Here is a 21,103-nt window from a genome sequence, read left to right as displayed (position 1 = left end):
TTTCGCCCCCGGCCACTGTCGAACGCATGGCAGAATCGAAGCATGTCATTGCATGCGCCCCCGGAGCTCCTTATGAAACAGTATGCCCCCCCCTCCCAGCCCTCTCGTTCTTACAGGACTGCACGGGTTGCTCCAAGCGCGTGGCAGACCGCCAGTCGCCGTGTACGCGCGATCGCCATCGTCTCGCTGAGCATCGGCCTGGCCGCCTGCGTCCAACCCTGGCAAGCCTTTCAGCCAGGTGCGAATCAGAGCGATCTGGTCGCGCGCTTTGGACCTCCGAAGGAAGTCTACGATCTGCCCAACGGCAACAAGCATCTGCTCTGGCCGACGCGTCCGCTCGGTGAAACGACCGTGGGCGCCGAGATCGGCCCGGACGGCAAGCTCGTCAATCTCCAGCAGGTACTCGACAACACGAACTTCGCTCGCGTCGTGATCGGCGAGTGGAACAAGCATGACATCCAGGTGAACTTCGGTCTGCCTGAGGAGACCGCCTATTTCCCGCTGATGAAGCGCGAAGTCTGGTCCTACCGGTATGTCGAGAACAATGTCTGGTACCGGCTCTATCACTTCTATTTCGACGACCAGGGTATCGTGCGGCTCACGCAGAAGACCGACGATCCGCTGCACGATCCCGATCATCGGGGGTTTCTTTGACGGCCGTGGTTTCGGCCGTATGCGATAAGGCGATCAGTGGCTGATCATCCAGGGCCTTCCTGCTGAATTGCCCTTGAGGGCGCCGGGTGCCGCACTTGGGGTGGCACCCGCGATCGCCGCCGAGGGGCTACCCGCCTTGCGTGAAGAACCGCAACCGCAGGACGGCCCATGCACATGCCGGTATTCGCTCGAGCGCTTGGGTGCGTGCGCAGCCTGCTCGTTGACCCGGTGGCCCGCACGCGCCGTGCCGGCCATCAGCGACAGCGAGGGCATGCTCAGTGTACGGGCGGCCGGCAGGCCGCAATCGGGACATGCGCAGTCGGCATCGCGATCGGCGATGCGGCGCACCGCGCTGAACACGCCACACGTCCCGCATCGAAAGTCGTAGGTCGGCATCCTTCTCTCCTGTTGCTTGTGTGCTTGTGGAGCACCCATCACTCAGGGTGCCCCACGCCCTTCAGAGTCGCGAAGCCGGCGTCAGACCAGATCGTGCGACAGCGGCAGATCGACACCGCCCTTGATGTGCTTGATCGGTCCCGCCGAAGTCGGCTGGATATCGAAGTCGAAGATCTGCGTCGGCAGCCACAAGGTCGCACAGGCATTCGGGATGTCGACGACCCCGCTGATATGCCCCTGCACCGGCGCGGTTCCGAGAATCGAGTAGGCCTGCGCACCCGAATAGCCGAACTTCTTCAGATATTCGATCGCATTCAGGCAGGCCTGGCGATACGCGATATTCACATCGAGATAGTGCTGCTTGCCGCCTTCGTCGACCGAGATCCCCTCGAAGATCAGGTAGTCGTTGTAGTGCGGCGTGATCGGGCTCGGCTTGAAGATCGGGTTCTTGATGCCGTACTTCGCCATCCCGCCCTTGATCAGCTCGACCTTCATATGGACCCAGCCGGCCATCTCGATCGCGCCGCAGAAGGTGATCTCGCCGTCGCCCTGGCTGAAGTGGAGATCGCCGACCGACAGGCCCGCGCCATCGACATAGACCGGGAAGTAGACCTTCGAGCCGCGCGACAGATCCTTGATGTCGCAGTTGCCGCCGTGTTCACGCGGCGGCACGGTGCGTGCGCCGGTGGCAGCGGCCTTGTCGCGCGCCGCACCCTTGAGCTTGCCCATATGCGCGGTCGGCGCGAACGGAGCATTGGCGAGCGGCGGTACGCGGTCGGGCTCGGTCGCGATCAGGCCGATTTCGCGTTCGTTCCAGGTCTCGAGCAGCTTCGGATCGGGCATGCAGCCGATCAGCCCCGGATGGATCAGACCCGCGAAGTTGACGCCTGGAATATGGCGCGAGCTCGTGTAAAGACCGTGGAAGTCCCAAATCGACTTCTGGGCTTCAGGGAAATGATCGGTCAGGAAGCCGCCGCCGTTCTTCTTCGAGAAAAAGCCGTTGAAGCCCCAGAGACTGTCGGACTTCGCGCCGATGTCGAGCAGGTCGACCACCAGCAGGTCGCCCGGTTCCGCGCCCTTGACACCTACCGGCCCCGAGAGAAAGTGGACGATCGACAAGTCGATATCGCGCACGTCGTCGGCGCTGTCGTTGTTCTTGACGTAGCCGCCGGTCCAGTCATAGGTCTCGAGCACGAAGTCGTCGCCCGGATTGACCCAGCAGGCCATCGGCACATCGGGGTGCCAGCGGTTGTGAACATTCTCGTTCTCATAGGCGGACTGGTTCAGGTCGACCTTGATCAGTGTTTCTGGCATCGCTCTCCCTCCTTTGGGTATTCAACTGCCTGGTTTGGACTAGACGGACAGGTATTCGCGGATTCGCGCGGCGTCGGCATCACCGCGCGTGCTTTCATGCACGAGCCGGCCGCCCTCGATCACGAACAGCCGGTCGGCGACGTCGAGTGCGAAGCTCAGTACCTGCTCCGACACGACGATCGTGATTTTCCGCATCTTGCGGATCTCGTTGAGCGCCTTGGCGATGTCCTTGATGATCGACGGCTGGATGCCTTCGGTCGGCTCGTCGAGCAACAGCACCTTCGGCTCGGTCACGAGCGCGCGCGCAATCGCGAGCTGTTGCTGCTGGCCGCCCGACAGGTTGCCGCCCTTGCGCTTGCGCATCTCGAACAGCACCGGAAACAGCGAGTAGATCTCGTCGGGAATCGTCTTGCTGCGCGCGTTCTCGAGGCCGGTCTGGATGTTCTCCTCGACGCTGAGCGTGGCGAAGATCTGCCGGCCCTGGGGCACATAGGCGATGCCCTTGGCCACGCGCCGGAAACTCTCGTCCTTCGACACATCCTGGCCGTCGACCACGACGGCACCCGACTTCAGCGGCAGGACCCCGATCAGGGACTTGAACAGCGTCGTCTTGCCCATGCCATTACGGCCCATGATCGCGACCGTCTCATTGCGCGCGGCCTCGAAGCTCACGCCGTGGAGCGCTTCGCTCTGGCCATAGCTGACGAATACGTTGTCGACTTTCAGCATCTCGTTCTCCTTCGGATTCCTCAGTGGCCCAGATACACATCGATCACACGCGGATCGGCCTGCACATCATCCATGGCGCCCTCGGCGAGAATCTTGCCCTGATGCATCACCGTGACCTTGTGCGCGATCTGCTTGACGAAGGCCATATCGTGTTCGATCACGATCATCGAGCGGTTCTGGCAGATCCGCTTGAGCAGCTCGGCGGTCACCTCGCGTTCACGCACGCTCATGCCGGCGATCGGTTCGTCGAGCATCAGCAGCTCAGGTTCCTGCATCAGCAGCATGCCGATCTCGAGCCATTGCTTCTGCCCATGCGACAGCAGGCCCGCTTCCTTGTCGAGCTGCGTGACGAGACCGATCTCCTCGCCCACCGTGCGCACGCGGTCACGCACGTCGGTGTCGCACCGAAAGGCGAGCGCGCCGAACACGCCGCGTCCGCGTGGATACGACACCTCGAGGTTCTGGAACACAGAGAGGTTTTCATAGATCGAGGGCGTCTGGAACTTGCGGCCGATGCCCTTGCGCACGCGCAGGTACTCGGGCATGCGCGTCATTTCCTCGTTCCTGAACTTGATGCTGCCCTGGCTTGCGCGCGTCTTGCCGCAGATCAGGTCGAGCAGCGTCGTCTTGCCCGCGCCGTTCGGGCCGATCACGACGCGCAGTTCGTTGCGATCGACATAGAGGTTCAGCGCATCGATCGCCTTGAAACCATCGAACGAGACGGTCAGGTCTTCGACTGCGAGAACGAAATCGGTATTGCTCATCGCCGGCTCCTTGCTGTACGCGGTCCACGGGACGATCCGGCCCCGGGAACGCGCACAAATTGTTCAGGTTTTCGAGACAGCCGGCGTGTCGGTGCCGTCATTGCTGGCGGTACCCACGGTACCGGCCACTTTCGAGAACCGCCTCGCGATCCATCCTTTGACATGACGCTCGTAGACCCCGGCGAGCCCATCGGGGAACGCCATCACGACCCCAATGAAGAGCGCCGCCATCAGGAACAGCCAGAGATTCGGAAAACTCTCGGAGAAATACGTCTTGCCGAGATTGACGAGAATCGTGCCGTAGACCGCGCCGACGAGCGACATGCGTCCACCGATCGCCGCATAGATCACCATCTCGATCGAGGGCACGATGCCGACGAACGACGGCGACATGAAGCCGACCTGCAGCGTGAACATCGCGCCGCCGATCGCGGCGAGCAGCGCGGCCAGGCAGAACGCGAACACCTTGAACATCGCCACGTCGTAGCCCGAGAAGCGTACGCGGTCTTCCTTGTCGCGCATCGCGAGCAGCAGCGTGCCGAGCTTGCTTCGCTGGATATACCGGCAGCAGACGATCGCGACGATCAGCAGCACGCCGCTCAGGAAATAGAGCGCGAGCTTTGCGCCATCGGTGCGGATATCCCAGCCGAGCAGCGTGCGCAGGTCGGTGATGCCGTTCACGCCGCCGGTGTAGCCCTGCTGGCCAATGATCAGCACCGAGAGGATCACCGAGACCGCCTGGGTGATGATCGCGAAGTAGACGCCGCCGACACGCCGCTTGAACATCGCGTAGCCGACCACAAACGCAAGCGCGGTCGGGACCACGAGGATCGCGATGATCGCAAGCGGTAGCGAGTGAAACGGCTTCCACCAGAACGGCAGCGCGGTCAACTGGTTCCAGTCCATGAAGTCGGGGATGCCCGGTGTCGACTGGATCTTCGTGCTGATCGGATCGGACGCCTCGAGCTTGAGGAACATCGCCATGCAGTAGCCGCCAAGGCCGAAGAACACGCCCTGTCCGAGGCTCAGCACGCCGCCGTAGCCCCAGGCCATCACGAGCCCGATCGCGACAAATGCATACGTCAGGTACTTGCCCATCAGGCTCAGCCGGAACATGTCGAGCGTCAGCGGGAAAATCACGAGAATCACCACGGCAAGGATGATCACGCTTGCATGGCCGCTCGAGAGCAGCCAGCGCAACACCGCGGCGGTGGGCTTCCTGCCGTTCGTGCCGGCAGAGGCGATCGCGGGTTCGCTCATCGTTGCACCCCCGGCCGCCGCAGGCGGCGGATGGATCGGTTCCATATGGGTTTCTCCAGGCTCGATCGATTGAATGACATATCCGTCTCATGCGTGAGCGGCGTGCACCACCCGCTCGTGGCACGCACTGCGCGCGCCGGTGTATAAGCTGCGTTCATTGGGGACTTGCCGTCAGGCCCGTGCTCATGTTCTTCGTCATGCTCGCCGCACCTTCGCCGCAAACAGTCCTTGTGGCCGCAGCATCAACACGATGACGATCGTCAGCAGCGTGATGACGCGCGCCGACGAACCCGTCATGAAGAACTCGCTGATCGACTGCATCTGCGCAATTCCGAACGCCGAGGCCACGGTGCCGAGCAGGCTGGCAGCGCCGCCAAAGGTCACGACGAGAAACGAGTCGACGATATAGAGCGAACCGCTGGTGGGCCCGGTCGAGCCGATCGCCGTGAACGCCGCACCCGCGACGCCCGCTATGCCGCAGCCGATCGCGAAGGTGAGCCGGTCGGTCTTGCGCGTATCGATACCCGTCGCGTTCGCCATCTGCCGGTTGGCGACTGTCGCGCGCACCCGCAGGCCCCAGCGCGAGCGATACAGCGCGACCAGCAGGCCGCCTGTCATCAACACCGCGAGACTCATCACGAACAGGCCGTTGATCGGGATGTCGAGCCCCTTCGCCGGCGACCACGATCCCATCAGCCAGTCGGGCAGCGTCGGGCTGACTTCCTTCGGCCCGAAGGTCGAACGGAAGACCTGCTGCATGCCGAGGCTCAAGCCCCAGGTCGCGAGCAGCGTATCGAGCGGGCGCCGGTACAGATGGCGGATCAGCGCCCACTCGGCGAGCCAGCCCGCAATGAATGCAATCACGAACGCCGCGACGATCGCGATTGGAAAATAGAACGGCGTGAACCCGAGCCAATAGTTGTCAGCGATCTGCGAGAACATATAGATCGTGTAGGCGCCGATCGTCATGAACTCGCCGTGCGCCATGTTGATCACGCCCATCTGGCCGAAGATCACGGCAAGGCCCAGGCCCATGAGCAGCAGCACGCTGAACAGGCTGAGCCCAGCGAACCCCTGCATCAGGGTGATATTCAGAATGTCTGACGGCGACATGTACTTCTCCCGAAAGCGTCCGCTAAGGGTTCTGAAAGGCCCGGCCACCGCTAGTCGCGACAGCCGGACGTGCTCTTTACTGCGTCTCCTACCCTGCCTCACCGGACATGAGCAGCCTCACCTCTGCACTGAGCGCGCGCAAAATGCGAGTTCCGGACAGGTCGCGCCATGGAGACGGCCTGTCCGGTTCACATCTGTCGTCCGAGCGGCGCGTCACGGGTACCTGAGTGTGTCGTCGCTACGTCGTACGCTTGCGCGTCGCGATTTACTGATAGCCCTTCGGGAACGGATTCGGTTCGATCAGATCCGGCGACTCGGCCACGACCTTGAACTGGCCGTCGGCCTGGGCTTCGCCGATCCGCGTGCGGCTCCACAGGTGATGGTTCGGGTGGATCTTGACGTAGCCTTCGGGTGCAGTCTTGAGTTCGATGCCCGCCGATGCGGCCACCACCTTGTCGACATCGAAGCTGCCCGCTTTCTCGCATGCTGCCTTCCAGAGCCAGGGGCCGAGGTACGCTGCCTGTGTGACGTCGCCGATCACCGACTTCGGGCCATACTTCGCCTTGAACGCCGCGACAAACTTCTTGTTGTTGTCGTTGTCGAGCGATTCGAAGTACTTCATCGCGGAGTAGAAACCCGCGACATTCTCGCCGCCGATGCCGAGCACTTCATCTTCGGTGACCGAGATGGTCAGCAGGAACTGCTTGTCGGCGGTAATTCCCGCGGCCTTCAGTTGCTTGTAGAACGCGACGTTCGAGCCGCCGACGATGATCGCGTAGATGCAGTCGGGCTTGGCGATCTTGATCTTGTTGATCAGCGAATTGAAGTTGGTCGTGCCGAGCGGGTAGTATTCCTCACCGACGACCTTCGCACCGGTCAGATGCTGTTCGATATGCTTGCGCGCGATCTTGCTCGAAGTGCGCGGCCAGATATAGTCAGAGCCGACCAGGAAGAAGCTCTTCGCCTTCTTGGTCTGCTGCGCCCAGTTCAGGCCCCAGAGAATCTGCTGGGTCGCTTCCTGGCCCGTGTAGAACACGTTCTTCGACTGTTCGAGACCTTCGTAGAAAGTCGGATAGTAGAGCAGTCCGTTGTCGCGCTCGAAGATCGGCAACACCGCCTTACGCGAGGCCGAAGTCCAGCAGCCGAAGACGGCCGCGACGTGATCGTTCTCGAGCAGCTTCTTCGACTTCTCGGCGAAGGTCGGCCAGTCCGATGCACCGTCTTCCTGGATGATCTTGATCTGGCGGCCGAGAATGCCGCCCGCCGCGTTGATCTGCTCGATCGCGAGGCGCTCGGCCTGGATCGAACCCGTTTCGGAGATCGCCATCGTCCCGGTCGCCGAATGAAGCTGGCCGACGGTGACTTCGGTGTCCGTCACCGCAAGCTTGGTCGTGTTGACCTTCGCCGTGGGGAACTGCTGGGCCCACGCCATGCCTGGCACCGCGAGTACCGGCGCGGCGGCAAGGCCCATCATCAACTTGCGTCGCAATGGCGACAGCGCATCGTTCTGATCGTGCTCGGACATTGAATTCTCCTGTAATCGTGTGGTCGGGCGACGCGCTGGTCATGCAGCCGGTGTCGTTGGACGGAATTTAGGGTTTCAATATGTGCAGATGAATACGTCACTTGACGTAGGGCGTGCGCAATTCCCACCTCCTACAATCGCGCCGGGTAGCGAAGTAGACGCGAGACCGGGCTCGGTGGAATGCAACTTGCATTCGGCTGCACCCAATCTCCGAACGCGTGATGCAAGGGCGCTGATGCACCAAATGGAAGCAAGCGAGAGTCGCGCCGCACCGTCGCCGCCACAGGGTGGCGCGCAGGTCGGCACGCAGCGCATCATCAAGATCCGGCGCGACTACAACGCCTGGGTCGGCGACGAAACTCTCGAAGACTATGCGCTGCGCTTCACGCCGCGCTCGTTCCGGCGATGGTCGGAATTCCGCGTCGCGAATACGGCGCTAGGCGCAGTGTCCTTCCTCGCGCTCGAGGCAATCGGCGGCACGCTGGTCGTCAACTACGGCTTCACCAATGCGGTGTGGGCGATCATCACGGTGTCGTTGTTGATCTTCCTGACGGGCTTGCCGATCAGCTATTACGCGGCGCGCTTCGGCATCGACATGGACCTGCTCACGCGCGGCGCGGGGTTCGGCTATATCGGCTCGACCGTGACCTCGCTGGCCTACGCGGTCTTCACGTTTATCTTCTTCGCACTCGAATCGGCGATCATGTCGCTCGCGCTCGAGTTGTATTTCCATATCCCGCTGCCGATCGCCTATATCGTGAGTGCGGTGGTCGTGATCCCGATCGTCACCTTCGGTATCACGCTGATCAACCGGCTGCAGGGCTGGACTCAGCCGCTCTGGATCGTCCTGCTCGTGGTGCCCTATGCCGCGGTGCTCTGGAAGGAGCCGCACGTGCTCTCGCAATGGGCGAGCTTCGGGGGCATGGCCGCCGACGGGCGGGAATTCAATCTGTTGGCTTTCGGTGCGGGATGCACGGTCGCATTCTCGCTCGTGGTGCAGATTGGCGAGCAGGTCGACTTCCTGCGCTTCCTGCCGCCGAAGACCCGTGCGAACCGCACACGCTGGTGGATCGCGATGCTTTGCGCGGGTCCCGGCTGGATCGTACCCGGCGCGCTCAAGATGCTTGGCGGCGCACTCCTCGCGTTTCTCGCGATCCAGCACGAGATCGACCCCGCTCACGCGAGCGAGCCGACGCAGATGTATCTGGTCGCCTATCACTATGTGATCGGCTCGCCCGAGGGCGCGCTGGCCGCCATGACGCTGCTCGTTGTCGTCTCGCAGATGAAAATCAATGTGACCAATGCCTATGCGGGCTCGCTCGCGTGGTCGAATTTCTTCGCGCGTCTTACACATAGCCATCCAGGGCGCATTGTCTGGCTCGTCTTCAATGTGCTGATTGCGCTGCTGCTCGTCGAAATGGGCGTGTTCGCGGTGATCAGCAAGGTCCTCGCGCTCTACTCGAGCGTCGCGATTGCCTGGATCGGTGCGCTGGTCGGCGACCTCGTGATCAACAAGCCGCTTGGCTACAGCCCGCCCTACATCGAGTTCAAGCGTGCCCACCTCTACGACATCAATCCGGTGGGGGTCGGCGCGATGCTGATCGCGTCAATCGTCGCGGCGCTCTCGCATGCGGGCCTGTTCGGCCCGACCGCCGAGGCGCTCTCGCCGTTCATCGCGCTGGTCATCGCTTTCGTCAGCGCGCCGTTGATCGCGATCGCGACGCGTGGCAAGTACTACCTTGCGCGCGACGATCGCGCGCTCGAGCCGGGTGCCGTGCTGCGATGTGTGATCTGCGAGAATGAATTCGAACGCGATGACATGGCGCACTGCCCCGCCTATGCAGGCTCGATCTGTTCGCTGTGCTGCTCGCTCGATTCCCGTTGCAACGATTCGTGCAAGCCTGATGCACGTATCTCCGCCCAGCTCAACCGCCTGCTCAAGACGCTGTTTCCCCGGCTCAAGCTCAACGCGACGACGCTTCGGCTGGCGCGGTACACGGGCGTGCTCGTGATCGTCCTCGGCTTGCTGGGCGGCGTGCTGTATCTGGCCTGGTTTCAAAGCGCGCAGGACCTCGACGCGACCACGATGCTGGCGCGCTCCACTCTGTTGCGCGGCTACGTGACGGCATTCTTTGCACTCGCGCTGGTCGGCTGCATCGGCGTCTGGTGGATCGTGCTTGCCAATGAAAGCCGCGAGGTCACGCAGGAAGAGTCCGAACGGCAGACCGAACTGCTGATGCAGGAAATCGAGGCACACCGCAAGACCGACGCCGCGCTCCAGCAGGCCAGCGCGGCGGCAGAATCGGCGAACCGCGCGAAGAGCCGGTATGTGACTGGACTCAGTCACGAATTGCGCACACCACTCAACAGCATCTTGGGTTATGCGCAGTTGCTGCTGCAGGACGGTGCTGAACTCGTGCCGCCCAAACGCAATGCGATCGCGACCATCCATCGGAGCGGCGAACATCTGCTTGCGCTCGTCGATGGATTGCTTGACGTGGCGCGCATCGAGGCCGGCAAGCTGCAACTCAATGTGACCGAGGTCGCGCTGCCAGCGTTTATCACCGAACTTTCGGCGATGCTCGAGCCGCAAGCGACGGACAAGGGTCTCCAATTCGAGTTGCGGGCGCATGGGCGGATGCCCGAAGTGGTCCGGGCTGATGAAAAGCGTGTCCGGCAGATACTGATCAACCTGATCGGCAATGCCATCCGTTTCACGCCGTGCGGCTCGGTGCAAGTGCGCGCCTCGTATGCATGGGAAACCGCGACGTTCGAGATCGTCGATACGGGGCCGGGCATCCCGCCCCTCGAACTCGAGCGACTGTTCCTGCCGTTCGAACGCGGTGCGAACGCAAGCGATCATGACCACGGCGCGGGGCTCGGCCTGACAATCTGCCGGCTGCTCACCGGTTTGATGGGGGGCGATCTGCAGGTCGAAAGCGAGGTCGGCAAGGGGACGCGGTTCATCGTCAAGCTGTTCATGCCCGAGGTCCGCGCGCCGCAGTGGCTCGCGGGACGTTCGCATCAGGTCAATGGCTATGTCGGGCCGCGTCGGACGATCCTCGTGGTCGACGACCTTTCGGACCAACGGCGCATTCTGACCAGTGCGCTGGTGCCGCTCGGATTTCATGTCGTCGAGGCCACCAGCGGACCCGCTGCGCTGCAGTGGCTCGCGACCGAAGTGGCCGACCTCATTGTGATGGACGTCTCGATGCCCGCCATGGACGGCTTCGAGGCGAGCCAGCTGATTCGCAGTCACGCGCTCTCGGCCGCACCGATCCTGATCCTGTCGGCGAACGCCTTCGCCGACGATCGCGAGAAAGGGGCCATTGCAGGCTGTGACGACTATCTGGCCAAGCCACTGCATCTTCCCCTGCTGCTCGACAAGCTTGCTACCCTGCTGGAACTCGAATGGGTCGACGTCGACGAGGCGAAGACCCTGAGACCACCGCTGCCCGCCGCCCTGCGCGAGCAACTGCAGGGCTTGCTGGCGATGGGTTATTTGCAGGGTGTGATCGAACGACTTGACGAAGCGCGCCGCGAAATGCCGTCGCTCGCGGGCACGCTCGAACCTTTGCGCTTGCTCGCCCAGCGCTTTCGGCTAGCGGAACTTGCACGACTGCTCGAAGCCTCTCCCACGGAGCCTGATCATGCTTAGCCACGACGAATCGATCCGCGTGCTGTCCGGTACCTTGCCGCCTTTGCCGACGTTGCCGGCGTTGCCGGATAACAAGCCGGTGATCCTGATCGTCGACGACACGCCCGATAATCTCGCGTTGCTGTCCGATACCTTGCAGGCCGCGGGCTATGCGGTACTGGTCGCGCTCGATGGCGTATCCGCGCTCGAGCGGCTCAATCTCATCACGCCCGATGCCGTGCTGCTCGATGCGATGATGCCGGGCATGGACGGCTTTGCAACCTGCAGGCTGATCAAGGCCGAGCCGCGCAACCGGCATCTGCCGGTCATTTTCATGACGGCGCTGACGGACAGCGAGCATGTGGTCCAGGGTTTTCGTGTCGGGGGTGTGGACTATGTGACCAAGCCCGTGCGGCCCAACGAGGTCGTCGCGCGCATCGCCGCGCACGTGCAGCGCTCGCAGGCCCAGCGGCAGGCCGATCTCGTGCTCGAAATGGGCATGAAGGCGGCGCTGATCGCGCGCAGCAATGGCGAAATCTCATGGCAGAGCGAGCTGGCGCGGCAGCGTTTGGTATCCATGTGGAACGCGCTTCCCGCCACGTCGCCCTCGCCCTCCTCTTTGCCCTCGTCCTTGCCCTTGGCAGCGTCATCGTTTTCGCCGGCGTCCTCTCCCGCCGTGGCCGCAGTGCTCCCGCCGTTGTTGCGCGACTGGTTCGCGCGATGGATCGAAGACGGGGCCAACCCTCAGCTGAGCTTCGACGCCGTCCAGGACGGCGTGCGTCGTGTCGCACGCGTGCTGGGCCGTGCCACGCGTGGTGACTGGGTGATCCTGCTCGAGGAGTTTGACGACGCCACGCAGACCATCGACCTCGCGAGCCGCTTCGGCCTTACCGCGCGCGAAGCGGAGGTGCTGTTATGGCTCTCGCGCGGTAAGACGAACCGCGACATCGGCGAGATCATCGGCATGGCCCCGCGGACCGTGAACAAACACCTCGAACACATCTTCGCCAAGCTGAACGTGGAAACCCGTGCGGCAGCCGCGGCAATCGCAGTGCATGCGAGTTCGAGATAGGACCGCCGCTCGGACCGGTCCGCCGCTTTGTGGCATCAGCGATGGTGGACAGCGGGTTTGGCGCTTGCCTGAGACGGCGGCCTAGGCCGCGGCCCCTGACCTCGAGTGGCAAAATGTATTGACGTCCAATACGAACAAAAACAGCCGCTGAGCGGCTGTTTTTGTTCCCGATTTTCGCGAGACTACAACTGCGGATTGAGCTTTTCCGTCTTCGACTGGAGGCGGTTCAGCGCGGCGAGGTAGGCCTTGGCCGAGGCGGCGACGATGTCCGGGTCGGTGCCGACGCCGTTGACGATGCGGCCGCTCTTCGAGAGGCGCACGGTCACTTCGCCCTGGGCCTGCGTGCCGGTGGTGATCGCGTTCACCGAATACAGGATCAGCTCCGCGCCGCTTGCCACCTGGCTTTCGATCGCATTCAGCGTCGCGTCGACCGGCCCGTTGCCGTCGCAGTCGCCCGTGACTTCCTTGCCGTCGACCGAGATGACGATCTTTGCGTGCGGACGCTCGCCGGTTTCCGAGCGCTGCGACAACGAGACGAAGCGGAAGTACTCCTGCAGGTGCGCAGCGGCGGCTTCGTCGGAGACGATCGACAGGATGTCCTCGTCAAAGATCTCGGCCTTCTTGTCGGCCAGATCCTTGAAGCGGACAAACGCGGCGTTCACATCGGTCTCACTCTCGAACTCGACGCCGAGTTCCTGCAGGCGCTGCTTGAACGCGTTGCGCCCGGACAGCTTGCCAAGCACGATCTTGTTCGTCGCCCAGCCCACATCTTCGGCACGCATGATCTCGTAGGTATCGCGCGCCTTGAGCACGCCGTCCTGATGGATCCCCGACGCGTGCGCAAACGCATTCGCGCCGACCACCGCCTTGTTCGGCTGCACGACAAAACCCGTGACCTGCGAAACCATCTTCGAAGCCGGCACGATCTGTGTCGTGTCGATGCCGAGCTCGAGGCCGTAATAGTCCTTGCGCGTCTTCACCGCCATCACGATCTCTTCGAGCGAGGTATTGCCCGCGCGCTCGCCCAGACCGTTGATCGTGCACTCGACCTGACGCGCGCCGCCGATCTGCACGCCAGCCAGCGAATTCGCGACAGCCATGCCGAGATCGTTGTGGCAGTGCACCGACCAGACCGCCTTGTCCGAATTCGGCACGCGTTCGCGCAGCTTCTTCACGAGCTGGCCGTAGAGTTCGGGCACCGCATAACCGACCGTATCGGCAATATTGATGGTCGTCGCCCCTTCCGCGATCACGGCTTCGAGCACGCGGCACAGGAAGTCGAACTCCGAACGGCTGCCGTCTTCAGGGGAAAATTCGACGTTGTCTGTGAACTTGCGCGCGAAGCGAACAGCCGTGCGCGCCTGCTCGAACACCTGGTCCGGCGTCATCCGCAGCTTCTTCTCCATATGGAGCGGCGAAGTCGCGATAAACGTATGGATTCGCTTGTTGTCGGACCCGGCGAGCGCATCGGCGGCACGCTGGATGTCCTTGTCGTTTGCGCGAGCCAGCGAGCAGACCGTGCTGTCGCGCACGGTCGCCGCAATCGCACGAATCGCTTCGAAATCGCCCATCGAACTCGCCGCAAAACCCGCCTCGATCACATCGACCTTGAGCCGTTCGAGTTGCTTGGCGATGCGAATCTTCTCGTCCTTGGTCATCGAAGCGCCGGGCGATTGCTCGCCGTCACGGAGCGTCGTGTCGAAAATAAACAGTTTGTCTGCCATGGTGGGGGTCCTCGGTCCTGCTTATCAGAATAACTCAGGCGCGGCGAGGCGCCTGCAACGCACAAAATTCAATACCGCGTTCGATGCCGACTTCCCGACTTCCCGCCTGGCCGCCGGGTGCCAACGCCCGGCTAGCGGTCCGTCACGGTCCGCGCGGGGTTTGGCCGGCCGCGCAGCAACTGGTAACCCCAGTAGAGGTAGCCCGACAGCCCATACAGCACGAACAGCCCGAACAACACGATCGGCGGATCGGAGGACACCGCGACAAACGCTACGACGACCAGCAGGATCACGCCAAACGGTACGCGGTGCCGCACATTGAACGCCTTTCCACTATAGAACGGCGCGTTCGAAACCATCGTCACGCCCGCATAAATTGTCAGCACGAACGCGATCCACGGCAGCCACGAGAGATTCACCGGCACGCGGTTGTCGGACGCGAGCCAGACAAACCCCGCGATCAGCGCGGCCGACGCGGGGCTTGGCAGACCCTGGAAAAAGCGCTTGTCGACCACCCCGATATTCGCGTTGAAACGCGCGAGCCGCAAGGCGGCACCTGCACAATAAACAAACGCCGCGAGCCAGCCCCAACGGCCGAGATCGCGCAGGATCCATTCGTAGATCACCAGTGAGGGCGCCACGCCAAACGACACCATGTCCGACAGACTGTCGAACTGCTCGCCGAAAGCGCTCTGCGTATGGGTCATCCGCGCGACGCGGCCGTCCATGCCATCGAGCACCATCGCGACGAAAATCGCGATCGCGGCGATCTCGAAGCGCAGGTTCATCGCCTGCACCACCGCATAGAAGCCGCAAAACAGCGCGGCCGTCGTAAACGCGTTCGGCAGCAGGTAGATTCCGCGCTTGCGCAGGAACTGCTGGCGCTTGTCGCGCAAACTCTCGAACTTCGACGAGTCGGTCACAGCCGCCTGGTTGCGGCGGAACGGCCGCGGCACGTGAGGAGAGGCTTTAGGGCGCTGGCGGCGTTTCATGGCAGGCATGGAGTTCTCTCCGGGTCAGCGTGACAAGGAACGTGACGAAGCAAGCACGCTCATGCGCGCTCGGCGAGTTCCGCCAGAACGGTCGACGACGCATAGACTTTTTCGCCGATCGACACGCGCGGCCGGCTACCGAGCGGCAGGTAGACATCGACACGCGAACCGAAACGGATGAAGCCATAGCGTTGCCCGCGCGTGAGCGGTTCACCCATGCGCACGTAGCAAAGAATGCGCCGCGCGACGAGCCCGGCCACCTGCACGGCCGTCACCGTATGGCCGGAAGCGGTCGCGATGACGAGCGCATTGCGTTCATTCTCGAGCGAAGCCTTGTCGAGCGCCGCATTCAGGAAAGAGCCCGGGAAATAGTCGGCCTTGATCACCGCACCGTCGACGGGCGAGCGCTGCGAGTGGACGTTGAAGACATTCATGAACACGCTTATCTTAAGCGCCTCACGGTCGGCATGGGGATCGCGGCTGGTCTCGACGGCGACGACACGCCCGTCAGCCGGGCACAGCACGGCGTTTTCCTGAGTCGGGATCGGCCGCGGCGGGTCGCGGAAGAACTGCACGACGAAAATCGTCAGCAGCCAGAACGGCACCGACCAGCCAAAACCGGCGAGGGCCATGATCAGCAGCGCCAGCACGGCGGCGATCGCAATAAAAGGCCAGCCTTCGCGGGCGATGATCGGATGCGGATAATTCATAAGGTCGTGGTTAGAGCGGAAACCGCTAGGATAGCAAAAGCCGCCCGTTGCTCAGCGCATCCGGGCGGCCAAATGTTCTGCGGGCTTCGACTTCACGCGGCAATCCATGCGCCGCGCTCGCCAAGTCCGCGAGCGGAGCCGGGCCTCGACGCACCCGGTTCTGCCCAGCTTTTTAGTTCTTCGACTGGTCGACGAGCTTGTTCTTGGCGATCCACGGCATCATCGCGCGCAGCTTGCCGCCCACTTCCTCGATCTGGTGTTCAGCGGTCAGGCGGCGGCGCGATTGCAGCGTCGGCGCGCCGGCGCGGTTCTCGATGATGAAGCTCTTTGCGTATTCGCCGGTCTGAATGTCCTTGAGGACCGCCTTCATGACCTTTTTCGTCTCTTCGGTGACCACGCGCGGGCCGGTCACGTATTCGCCGTATTCCGCGTTGTTCGAGATCGAGTAATTCATGTTGGCGATGCCGCCTTCATAGATCAGGTCGACGATCAGCTTGAGTTCGTGCAGGCATTCGAAATAAGCCATTTCCGGCGCATAGCCGGCTTCGACCAGCGTTTCGAAGCCAGCCTTGATCAGCTCGACGGTACCGCCGCACAGCACGGCCTGTTCACCGAACAGATCGGTCTCGGTTTCTTCGCGGAAATTCGTTTCGATGATCCCGGCACGGCCACCGCCGTTCGCAGCTGCATACGACAGCGCGACGTCGCGCGCGGCGCCCGACTTGTCCTGGTGCACGGCGATCAGGTGCGGCACGCCGCCACCTTGCGCGTACGTCGAGCGGACCGTGTGGCCCGGCGCCTTCGGCGCGATCATGATGACGTCGAGATCGCTGCGCGGGATGACCTGGCCGTAGTGAACGTTGAAGCCGTGCGCGAATGCGAGCGCGGCGCCGTTCTTGATGTTGGCGGCCACTTCCTTGTTGTAAACCTCGGCGATCTGCTCGTCGGGCAACAACATCATGACGATGTCGGCGTTCTTGACGGACTCACCCACTTCCTTGACCGTCAGGCCCGCGCCTACGGCCTTGCTCCACGACGCGCCGCCCTTGCGCAGGCCGACCGTCACGTTGACGCCGCTGTCCTTGAGGTTCTGCGCGTGCGCATGGCCTTGCGAGCCATAACCGATGATCGTGACCTGCTTGCCCTTGACCAGCGAGAGGTCGGCGTCTTTATCGTAGTAAACCTTCATGATGATGTCCTTTGCTAATTTCAAAAAAGAGATGCCGCCAGCCGCGCGGGATGCCGATATTGCGAGCGCCCAGGCCGCCGAGCCGGCGCTTAAACCTTCAGGATCCGCTCGCCGCGGCCGATGCCCGAGCTTCCGGTGCGAACGGTTTCGAGAATGGCGGTCGAATCGAGACCTTCGATGAATGCATCGAGCTTGCCGGCGTCGCCAGTCAGTTCGATCGTGTAGGATTTTTCAGTCACGTCGATGATGCGGCCGCGGAAGATGTCCGCCATCCGCTTCATTTCCTCGCGTTCCTTGCCGACGGCTCTCACCTTGATCAGCATCAGCTCGCGTTCGGTGTGGGCGCCCTCGGTCAGGTCGACCACCTTGACCACCTCGATCAGGCGGTTCAAATGCTTCGTAATCTGTTCGATCACGTCGTCCGAGCCGATCGAAACGATCGTCATCCGTGACAGTGAACGGTCTTCAGTCGGTGCGACCGTCAGCGACTCGATGTTGTAGCCACGCGCGGAAAAGAGGCCCACGACACGCGATAACGCGCCGGGTTCGTTTTCCAGCAGCACGGAAATAATATGTCTCATGATGTGCGCTTGATTCGTTCTTGATGTTCCATTAACCGGGACATGCCCGCTGTCCGGTCATGTGCAACCCTTCCTGCGCGCAGACCCGCACGTTGTGAGTGCGGCGCACGTACGTCGCGCCCTCACGCGGCGCATTGACGTACTGGAAACGCAAGCCTGGATGCACACCCCGGGGAAGTCGCGCGAAAACGCCAGCATCTGCTGCCCGCGTACCCGCCAGCTTCGGCGGACACGCGGCGACGGCCGCGCGACAAAGATCAGCGAACGCCTATAGATCCTCCGAGCCGAGCAGCATCTCTGAGATGCCCTTGCCCGCCTGAACCATCGGCCAGACATTCTCGGTGGGGTCGGTCTGAAAATCGAGGAACACCGTGCGGTCCTTGAGCCTCAGAGCTTCGCGCAAAGCAGGCTCGACATCGGCCGTCTTCTCGATACGCATGCCGACGTGCCCGTAGGCCTCGGCGAGCTTCACGAAATCGGGCAGCGCATCCATATAAGAGTGCGAATAGCGCTTGTTGTACTCGAGCTGCTGCCACTGGCGAACCATGCCCAGATAGCGGTTGTTGAGCGAAATGATCTTGATCGGCGTCTGATACTGCTTGCACGTCGACAATTCCTGGATGCACATCTGGATTGAGCCTTCGCCCGTGATGCAGACCACCTCGTCGTCGGGGTGCGCCATCTTGACCCCCATCGCCGCCGGCAGGCCGAAGCCCATCGTGCCGAGACCGCCCGAGTTGATCCAGCGACGCGGCTTGTCGAACGGATAGTACTGGGCCGCCCACATCTGATGCTGGCCGACGTCCGAACAGACATAGGCGTTGCCGCCCGTGAGCTCGTGGAGCTTTTCGACGACGTATTGCGGCTTGATCACTTCGGTCGAACGGTCGAACTTCAGGCAGTCGATCGAACGCCACTTCTCGATCTGCTCCCACCAGTCGGCGAGGGCCTTGCGGTCCGGGCCGTGCGGCGCGGTCTGCAATTGTTCGATCATTTCCTTGAGCACTTCCTTGACATCGCCGACGATCGGAATGTCGACCTTCACGCGCTTGGAAATCGACGAGGGATCGATATCGATGTGGATGATCTTGCGCGGCGAGGACGCGAAGTGCGCGGGGTTGCCGATCACACGGTCGTCGAAACGCGCGCCGATCGCGATCAGAACGTCGGAGTTCTGCATCGCCATATTGGCTTCGTACGTGCCATGCATGCCGAGCATGCCAAGGAATTTCTTGTCGCTCGCGCGATAGCCGCCGAGGCCCATCAAGGTGCTCGTGACCGGGAAGCCGAGCAGGTCGGCGAACTGGTTCAGTTCGCGCGCCGCATCGGCGAGGATGATGCCGCCGCCCGTATAGATATAGGGTCGCTTGGCCTGCATCAGCATGCCGATCGCCTTGCGGATCTGGCCCGAGTGGCCCTTCGTGATCGGGCTGTATGAACGCAGCGCGACCGTTTTCGGGTACTCGAACTTGCAGGGCGTCTTCGACACGTCTTTCGGAATGTCGATCAATACCGGACCCGGACGGCCCGTGCGCGCGATATAGAACGCCTTCTTGACCGTCGCCGCAAGATCGCGGACGTCCTTGACGAGAAAGTTGTGCTTCACGCAAGGCCGGGTGATCCCGACCGTATCGCATTCCTGGAACGCATCCTGGCCGATCGCCGCGGTCGGGACCTGACCGCTGATGATGACCAGCGGAATCGAGTCCATGTAGGCGGTGGCGATCCCGGTGACCGCATTGGTCACGCCAGGGCCGGAGGTCACGAGGCAGACGCCGACCTTGCCGGTCGAACGCGCATAGGCGTCGGCCGCATGCACGGCTGCTTGCTCGTGACGCACCAGGATGTGCTGGATCTTGTCCTGCTTGTAAAGCTCGTCGTAAATGTAAAGGACCGAGCCGCCGGGATAGCCCCAGATGAATTCGACCTGCTCTTCGGCAAGGGACTTCATCAGGACGGTTCCGCCAATCGAGTCACCCGCGTGTTCGCTGGGGTCGAGGGGAAGGCTTTCCGACGTGGAGAATTCCGCGCTGGGCATATTCATTCATTCACCTTTCAAATTTTCGGCAAAAAATTGATCGGGTGCTCTCCCCACGCGCTTGTGGCACGGGATCAAGCTGCGCGTCCAACGGGCAGGCGAGCCTCGTAAGCTCACCTCTGTAAGACAGGTACGTTTTGTTTCGAACCAAGGAGACTACCTGCGTCTGCGCCGCCAAGTCAAGCAAAAAACGGAACAGACCGCCACGCTGTCGCGCCCGACCAAAGTGATCCAATGAACGTCTTGCGCGATTTTCACAATCAAATTACGCCCCAACCCCCAATTGACGCGCTTTTTTTGCTAGCATTCGCGGGTTTTTACCCACTCAAATTACGGACGATTTCCGGGCAGACTGCACGGTCGCCCTATCCCGGATGGCATCAGACAAGGAACTGGCCGACTTTCTGGCGAGCGTCGAACGCAGGGCATTCAAGCACACCGCGTTTGCGGTGCGCGACGACGATGCCGCACTCGATATCGTGCAGGATGCGATGATCAAGCTCGCCGAGAAGTATGGCGACAAGCCGGCCGCCGAATTGCCGATGCTGTTTCAGCGCATCCTCCAGAATTGCCAGCACGACCATTTCCGGCGCCAGAAGGTCCGCAACACGTGGATCAGTCTTTTTTCGTCGTTCGGTAATAATAGTGAAGATGACGATTTCGATCCGCTTGAAACCCTTGCGACGCATGAAGGGTCTATCGACCGGCATAGCAGCGAAAGCGAAGTGGAACGCAAGCAGGTGCTGCAGATCATCGACGGCGAGATCCAGAAGCTTCCGACACGTCAACGCGAGGCGTTTCTGATGCGTTACTGGGAGGATATGGATGTAGCCGAGACCGCCGCCGCGATGGGGTGCTCCGAAGGCAGTGTCAAGACACACTGCTCACGGGCCACCCATGCGCTGGCACAGGCTCTCAAGGCAAAAGGAATCACGTTATGAGCTCCACTCTCGAAACGAGGGAAATTGAATTCGCGCTCGCGGTGCGCCGTGCGCTCGACGAAAGCGTCGCCGAGCTGCCGACGCCGACGCTCGACCGCCTGGCCGCCGCGCGTGCCGCCGCGCTCGCGCGCCGCAAACCCGAACCGGCACGGGCGCCTCAGCTGGTGCCGGCGTTTGCCGACGGCCACGGAATGTTCGGCCCGACGGATGCATTGAATGCGGCATCGCAGCAAGCGCGCCGGCCCTCGGGCCGCAGGCCGCTGCAGGGCCTGTCTGTCCTGCTCCCGCTCGCCGCGCTCGTGGTGGTACTGATCGGTGTCGCGTCCTGGGAAGATCAGCGCCGCATCGACGAAAATGCCGATATCGACGCAGCGATGCTCAGCGAGGACCTGCCGCTGTCGGCCTACCTCGACCACGGCTTCCGCGCCTACCTTTCTCATTCGCGATAAGCGTCGATCGTCGAC

At 62.3% G+C, this 21,103-nt stretch carries 18 protein-coding genes; 5 read left to right on the top strand and 13 right to left on the bottom strand.

What is annotated here, in order from left to right:
* Window positions 1-72: 72 nt before the first annotated feature.
* Window positions 73-654 carry a hypothetical protein gene (locus tag HV670_RS10190; RefSeq protein ID WP_246257198.1) on the top strand — a complete coding sequence of 194 codons (582 nt, stop codon included), beginning with the start codon at window positions 73-75 and terminating at the stop codon, window positions 652-654.
* 33 nt (window positions 655-687) lie between these two features.
* On the opposite strand, the gene HV670_RS10185 is transcribed toward HV670_RS10190, so the two are convergent.
* The 7 genes from HV670_RS10185 to urtA all read right to left on the bottom strand — a co-directional run bounded on the left by HV670_RS10185 (window position 688) and on the right by urtA (window position 7,755).
* Window positions 688-1,050: an FmdB family zinc ribbon protein gene (locus HV670_RS10185; RefSeq protein ID WP_175104664.1), complete on the bottom strand. Its 363-nt coding sequence runs from the start codon at window positions 1,048-1,050 to the stop codon at window positions 688-690.
* Window positions 1,051-1,131: 81 nt separating this feature from the next.
* Window positions 1,132-2,364, bottom strand: a complete 1,233-nt coding sequence (fmdA, locus tag HV670_RS10180; RefSeq protein WP_175104663.1) for a formamidase — start codon at window positions 2,362-2,364, stop codon at window positions 1,132-1,134.
* 39 nt (window positions 2,365-2,403) lie between these two features.
* Window positions 2,404-3,093, bottom strand: a complete 690-nt coding sequence (gene urtE / locus HV670_RS10175) for an urea ABC transporter ATP-binding subunit UrtE (RefSeq protein WP_175104662.1) — start codon at window positions 3,091-3,093, stop codon at window positions 2,404-2,406.
* Between the two features lie 20 nt (window positions 3,094-3,113).
* Window positions 3,114-3,857 (bottom strand): urea ABC transporter ATP-binding protein UrtD, encoded by a 744-nt coding sequence (gene urtD / locus HV670_RS10170; RefSeq protein ID WP_175104661.1) that lies wholly within the window; start codon window positions 3,855-3,857, stop codon window positions 3,114-3,116.
* Window positions 3,858-3,920: 63 nt separating this feature from the next.
* Window positions 3,921-5,162, bottom strand: coding sequence for an urea ABC transporter permease subunit UrtC (gene urtC, locus HV670_RS10165; protein ID WP_175104660.1), 1,242 nt, complete (start codon window positions 5,160-5,162; stop codon window positions 3,921-3,923).
* Between the two features lie 150 nt (window positions 5,163-5,312).
* Window positions 5,313-6,230 (bottom strand): urea ABC transporter permease subunit UrtB, encoded by a 918-nt coding sequence (gene urtB / locus HV670_RS10160; RefSeq protein WP_175104659.1) that lies wholly within the window; start codon window positions 6,228-6,230, stop codon window positions 5,313-5,315.
* A 265-nt stretch (window positions 6,231-6,495) separates the two neighbouring features.
* The gene (gene urtA / locus HV670_RS10155; protein ID WP_175104658.1) at window positions 6,496-7,755 is read right to left on the bottom strand and encodes an urea ABC transporter substrate-binding protein; all 1,260 of its coding nucleotides are present in this window, start codon (window positions 7,753-7,755) and stop codon (window positions 6,496-6,498) included.
* A 244-nt stretch (window positions 7,756-7,999) separates the two neighbouring features.
* Here urtA and HV670_RS10150 point away from each other — a divergent pair, with 244 nt between their 5' ends.
* Entirely contained in the window at window positions 8,000-11,413 is a 3,414-nt protein-coding gene (locus HV670_RS10150; RefSeq protein ID WP_175104657.1) for a hybrid sensor histidine kinase/response regulator, read from the top strand.
* Window positions 11,406-12,464, top strand: a complete 1,059-nt coding sequence (locus HV670_RS10145; RefSeq protein WP_175104656.1) for a response regulator — start codon at window positions 11,406-11,408, stop codon at window positions 12,462-12,464. The genes HV670_RS10150 and HV670_RS10145 overlap by 8 nt, the downstream gene beginning before the upstream one ends.
* A 182-nt stretch (window positions 12,465-12,646) precedes the next feature.
* On the opposite strand, the gene HV670_RS10140 is transcribed toward HV670_RS10145, so the two are convergent.
* The 6 genes from HV670_RS10140 to HV670_RS10115 form a co-directional block, all read right to left on the bottom strand.
* On the bottom strand, window positions 12,647-14,188 hold the full coding sequence (locus HV670_RS10140) for a 2-isopropylmalate synthase (protein WP_175104655.1): 1,542 nt from the start codon (window positions 14,186-14,188) through the stop codon (window positions 12,647-12,649).
* Between the two features lie 131 nt (window positions 14,189-14,319).
* Window positions 14,320-15,189 carry a CDP-diacylglycerol--serine O-phosphatidyltransferase gene (pssA, locus tag HV670_RS10135; RefSeq protein ID WP_175104654.1) on the bottom strand — a complete coding sequence of 290 codons (870 nt, stop codon included), beginning with the start codon at window positions 15,187-15,189 and terminating at the stop codon, window positions 14,320-14,322.
* A 50-nt stretch (window positions 15,190-15,239) separates the two neighbouring features.
* A complete protein-coding gene (locus HV670_RS10130; protein ID WP_175104653.1) occupies window positions 15,240-15,890 on the bottom strand; it encodes a phosphatidylserine decarboxylase in 651 nt (216 codons plus the stop codon).
* Window positions 15,891-16,062: 172 nt separating this feature from the next.
* The gene (gene ilvC, locus HV670_RS10125; RefSeq protein ID WP_175104652.1) at window positions 16,063-17,079 is read right to left on the bottom strand and encodes a ketol-acid reductoisomerase; all 1,017 of its coding nucleotides are present in this window, start codon (window positions 17,077-17,079) and stop codon (window positions 16,063-16,065) included.
* Window positions 17,080-17,168: 89 nt separating this feature from the next.
* Window positions 17,169-17,660, bottom strand: a complete 492-nt coding sequence (gene ilvN / locus HV670_RS10120; RefSeq protein ID WP_175104651.1) for an acetolactate synthase small subunit — start codon at window positions 17,658-17,660, stop codon at window positions 17,169-17,171.
* A 268-nt stretch (window positions 17,661-17,928) separates the two neighbouring features.
* Window positions 17,929-19,704 carry an acetolactate synthase 3 catalytic subunit gene (locus HV670_RS10115; RefSeq protein WP_175104650.1) on the bottom strand — a complete coding sequence of 592 codons (1,776 nt, stop codon included), beginning with the start codon at window positions 19,702-19,704 and terminating at the stop codon, window positions 17,929-17,931.
* A gap of 368 nt (window positions 19,705-20,072) precedes the next feature.
* Between HV670_RS10115 and HV670_RS10110 the strand changes: the two genes are divergently transcribed.
* Window positions 20,073-20,639 carry an RNA polymerase sigma factor gene (locus HV670_RS10110; RefSeq protein WP_175104649.1) on the top strand — a complete coding sequence of 189 codons (567 nt, stop codon included), beginning with the start codon at window positions 20,073-20,075 and terminating at the stop codon, window positions 20,637-20,639.
* Window positions 20,636-21,088: a DUF3619 family protein gene (locus HV670_RS10105; protein WP_175104648.1), complete on the top strand. Its 453-nt coding sequence runs from the start codon at window positions 20,636-20,638 to the stop codon at window positions 21,086-21,088. The genes HV670_RS10110 and HV670_RS10105 overlap by 4 nt, the downstream gene beginning before the upstream one ends.
* The last annotated feature ends 15 nt before the right edge of the window (window positions 21,089-21,103 follow it).

The organism is Pararobbsia alpina (assembly GCF_902859895.1).
Lineage (GTDB): Bacteria > Pseudomonadota > Gammaproteobacteria > Burkholderiales > Burkholderiaceae > Pararobbsia > Pararobbsia alpina.
This window is presented reverse-complemented; position numbering and strand designations above follow the sequence as displayed.